The organism is Streptomyces rhizosphaerihabitans (genome assembly GCF_025399795.1).
Classification (GTDB): Bacteria; Actinomycetota; Actinomycetes; order Streptomycetales; family Streptomycetaceae; genus Streptomyces; species Streptomyces rhizosphaerihabitans.
The window spans coordinates 1-4,238 of the sequence record NZ_JAODTZ010000123.1; the positions used below are offsets into that span (position 1 = coordinate 1).

4 protein-coding genes are annotated in these 4,238 nt (G+C 72.8%); all 4 read right to left on the reverse strand.

Annotation, left to right across the window (positions count from 1 at the left end; all coding sequences use genetic code 11):
- Positions 1-101 precede the first annotated feature (101 nt).
- Positions 102-1,412 (reverse strand): DUF58 domain-containing protein, encoded by a 1,311-nt coding sequence (locus N4G66_RS44775; protein ID WP_261710087.1) that lies wholly within the window; start codon positions 1,410-1,412, stop codon positions 102-104.
- Positions 1,412-2,410 carry an AAA family ATPase gene (locus tag N4G66_RS44780; protein ID WP_261710088.1) on the reverse strand — a complete coding sequence of 333 codons (999 nt, stop codon included), beginning with the start codon at positions 2,408-2,410 and terminating at the stop codon, positions 1,412-1,414. Before N4G66_RS44780 ends, N4G66_RS44775 begins: the two co-directional genes overlap by 1 nt.
- Positions 2,410-3,600, reverse strand: coding sequence for a DUF4350 domain-containing protein (locus N4G66_RS44785; RefSeq protein ID WP_261710089.1), 1,191 nt, complete (start codon positions 3,598-3,600; stop codon positions 2,410-2,412). The genes N4G66_RS44780 and N4G66_RS44785 overlap by 1 nt, the downstream gene beginning before the upstream one ends.
- A partial coding sequence (locus N4G66_RS44790) for a DUF4129 domain-containing protein (RefSeq protein WP_261710090.1) occupies positions 3,597-4,238 on the reverse strand: 642 nt, incomplete at its 5' end. The genes N4G66_RS44790 and N4G66_RS44785, both read right to left, overlap by 4 nt.

Consider the following 4,238-nt stretch of genomic DNA (forward strand, 5'->3'; position numbering starts at 1 on the left):
GTATGTCCAGAGGTCTTTCCCGGACCCCCTGTTCCAGACCCCGTAGCTCTGGACTCCATAATCCCGTCCCCTACAGGGCCGGGGCCTTTTCCGCTCTTCGTTTACAGGCGACCGGCCGACTTCAGGGCCAGATAGGCGTCCGCGAGAGCCGACGCCAGGTTGTCCGGGGTCGCGTCGACGACGGTGACTCCGCGGCGCCGCAACTGTTCGGCCGTGCGCCGGCGTCCGGCTTCGGCCTGGGCCGCCGCCGCTGCCTCGTACACCGCGTCGATGTTTCCCCGGGCCTTCGCCATCTGCGCGATGTACGGGTCCGCGACCGAAGCCAACAGGACCGTATGGCGCTGGGTGAGGCCGGACAGCACAGGAAGCAGGCCCTCCTCGACGGGGGCCGCTTCGAGGCTCGTCAGGAGCACGATCAAGGAACGACGTGGGGCGGTACGCAGGGCTGTGGCGGTCAGGCCGCGGGCGTCCGTTTCGACGAGCTCCGGTTCCAGGCCGGCCATCGCGTTGACCAGGGACGGAAGGACGTCGCCCGCCGCGCGGCCCTGGACGAGGGCGCGCACCCGGCGGTCGTAGGCGAGGAGGTCAACGCGGTCCCCGGCGCGGGAGGCCAGGGCGGCGAGGAGCAGGGCCGCGTCCATGGAGGCGTCGAGACGGGGGGCGTCGCCGACGCGGCCCGCGGAGGTGCGGCCGGTGTCGAGGACCAGAAGGATGTGTCGGTCGCGTTCGGGACGCCAGGTGCGTACGGCGACCGTCGTCCGGCGGGCTGTGGCGCGCCAGTCGATGGAACGGGTGTCGTCGCCGGGAACGTACTCGCGCAGGCTGTCGAACTCCGTGCCCTCACCGCGTGTCAGCACGCTGGTGCGGCCGTCGAGTTCGCGGAGCCGGGCCAGTTTGGAAGGGAGGTGCTTCCGGCTGGTGAACGGAGGCAGGACGCGTACGGCCCACGGGACTTCGTGGCTGCCCTGACGGGAGAACAGGCCGAGGGGGCCGAACGAGCGGATCGTGACGCGGTCGGCCTGGCGGTCGCCGCGGCGCGTGGGGCGCAGACGGGTCGTCAGGCGGCGGCGCTCGCCGGCGGGGACCGTCAGGTGGTGACGGGAGGCCTCGACCTCGGTGCCGGGTTCCCAACTGCTGGGCGGCCAGGCGTCGCGGAGGTGCGCGCGCAAGGGGCGGCCGGAAGGATTGGTGACAGTGAGGGTGACGTCCGCGGACTCGCCGAGGCGTACCGAGGTGTCGCCGGAGCGGGTCAGGCCGAGGCGTCGTACGGGAGCAGCGAGGGCGGCGTCGCAGGCACAGGCCAGGGCCAGGGGGGCGTTCACGGCGAGGATGCCGGTCCAGCTGGGTCCCCAGATGCCGACGGGGAGTGCGCCGAGGGCCGCGAGGAGAGCGGCGCGTCCGGTGAGTGCCATCAGCGGGGGACGGGGACGTGGGCGAGGATCGCGTTGATGACGGAGTCGGCCGTCACGCCCTCCATCTCGGCCTCGGGGCGGAGTTGGACGCGGTGCCGGAGGGTGGGCAGGGCCAGGGCTTTGACGTCGTCGGGGATGACGTAGTCGCGGCCGGTCAGCCAGGCCCAGGCGCGGGCCGTGGCGAGGAGCGCGGTCGCGCCGCGTGGGGAGACGCCGAGGGTGAGCGACGGCGATTCGCGGGTGGCTCGGCAGAGGTCGACGACGTACCCGGTGATCTCGGGGGAGACCACTGTCTTGGCGACCGCGGCGCGGGCGGCTTCGAGGTCGGCGGGACCGGCCACGGGGCGCAGGCCGGCAGCGCGCAGGTCGCGCGGATTGAAGCCCTCGGCGTGGCGGGTGAGGACGTCGATCTCGTCCTGTCGGGAGGGCAGCGGGATCGTCAGTTTGAGGAGGAAACGGTCCAGTTGGGCCTCGGGGAGCGGATACGTTCCCTCGTACTCGACCGGGTTCTGGGTCGCGGCGACCAGGAAGGGCTCGGGGAGCGGCCGGGGCGTGCCGTCGACGGTGACCTGGCGTTCCTCCATCGCCTCCAGCAGCGATGCCTGGGTCTTGGGAGGCGTGCGGTTGATCTCGTCGGCCAGCAGGAGGTTGGTGAAGACCGGACCGGGCTGGAAGGAGAACTCGGCGGTGCGGGCGTCGTAGACGAGGGAGCCGGTGACGTCGCTCGGCATGAGGTCGGGGGTGAACTGGACGCGCTTGGTGTCGAGTTCCAGCGCGGACGCGAGCGCGCGGACGAGCAACGTTTTGGCCACTCCGGGGACTCCTTCGAGGAGAACGTGTCCGCGGCAGAGGAGGGCGACGACGAGGCCGGTCACAGCGGGGTCCTGGCCGACCACGGCTTTGGCGATCTCGGTGCGCAGGGCTTCCAGGGAGGAGCGGGCGGTGTCCGCATCCCCGGAGTACCCGGTGTACCCGGCGTTGTCAGTGGTCGGGTCCATCATGAAATGCGTACCTCTCTTTCGAGGGCGTCGAGTTGGTCGGCAAGGGAGACGAGGGCCGCGTCGTCGCGGGGCGGTGGCCCGAAGAGGAGCGGGAGCAGGGCCTGTCCGTCGCCGTCGAGACGGGCGGACAGGGCGGGGAGCAGGGCTTCGGGCGCATGCGCCTGGGCCGTGGGCACACCGATGAGAGGGGCGAGGCGGGTGCGGGTCGTGGAGCGCAGAGCGCCGGCCGCGCGGTCGCGGGCGCTGGCCTTGCGATAGAGGCGGGCGCGGCCTTCGGCGGTCTCGGAGGCGCGGATCGCGACGGGAAGCCGCTCGGGTACGAGGGGACCCATTCGGCGTGCCCGCCACAGCGCGGCCAGGACTGCCGCGATGAAGAGCTGCAGCGTGCCCCAGAACCAGCCCGAGGGGAGCAGGTCGAGGAAGCTCTGGCCGCCCGCGTCGGTGGCCGAGTCGTCGGAGAGCGAGGGGAGGTACCAGACCAGATGAGCGCGGGAACCGAGGAGTTGGAGAGCGAGCGAGGCATTGCCCTGCTCGTCGACGCGGTCGTTGTAGAGGATGTCGGGGGCGCCGAGCACGACGGTGTCGCCGCTTCCGGAAGCCGCCGGTACGCGCAGGAGCGTGGGCAGGCCGTCGCTGGGGTAGCAGGCGTCGGCGCCGGGGTCGGTGGTGGTGTAGCGGATGCCGCCCGTGTCGGCGCTGCCCGCTCGCCGCGCGACGGGCAGATCGCAGTCGGGGGAGAGCGTCGAGTCGAAGCTGACCGACGGGTCGGCGGTGACTCCCGGGGAGAGGGTGCCGATGGAGGGCGATCCGGGGGCGATCAGGACCGTACGGCCGTCGGAGCGTTCCGTCGTCGTGTGCAGGAGGGTCTGCTGACGCTTGGTCAGCAGGTCGGGGACCGCGATCAGCAGGGTCGTGTCGGGGCCGGCGGCGGCGCGGGCCTTGTCGAGGGTGGTGACCACGCGCGTGGAAACCCCCTGGCCGGCGAGGAGCTGGGCGACGGCTCGGCTGCCGGAGGGGTCGGCGGAGCGGGGGTCGAGGCGGCCGTGCCGGGCGTCCGAGCGGACCGCGGCTATCACGATGGCGGCCACCAGCAGGAGGACGAGCGCGAGGACGAGTCCGCGCGCACGCCTCCACAACTGGCGGGCGGTGGGCGAGGCCGAGGTGGAGGTGAGGGTGGCCTCGGTCATGAGGCGGCCCCCTGGCGGCTGTTGCGGGTCGTGTTCCGGTCCGTGCTGTGGGCGCTGTCCGTGAGTACGGGTTTGGTGCGCTCCAGGTCGCGGTCGAGCTCGGTGAGGCGCTGGTACGCGCGCGGCTCGCCGGACCGGCCACCGTACGTGATGTCGTCGAAGTCCCGTGCCGCGGCGCGCAGTCGGTCCGTGTGGGAGGGCAGGGTGCGGCTCGCCTCCGCGGCTGCCTCGTCGGCCGTGCGGCCGGGGCGTGGATCGAGCAGCGCGCGTTCTTCCAAGGAGCGGACGATGGCGCGCATCCGCTCCTGGACGGCCTGGTTCCAATGGCCCTGGGCGGCGTGGGCCTCGGCGGCGGCGCGGTGTCCGGCGGCGCTCCTCGGGCGGTCGTCGAACAGGGTGGCGGACGAGGCGGGGGTGCGGTGCGGAGTGCCCAGGCGCCACCACAGGGCGGCCACGACCGCCACGACCGCGAGGACGATGACGACGAGTCCGAGCGTTCCGCCGGGTGTCGCCGCGGAGGCGGCGCCGAACAACTTGTCGACCCAGTCCCAGAAGGCGTTCAGGGCGCGCTGGACGAGGCCGGGGTCGTTCTCGTGGTACATCCGCTTGGACAGCTCGCGTCGGGCCGCCTCCCGCGC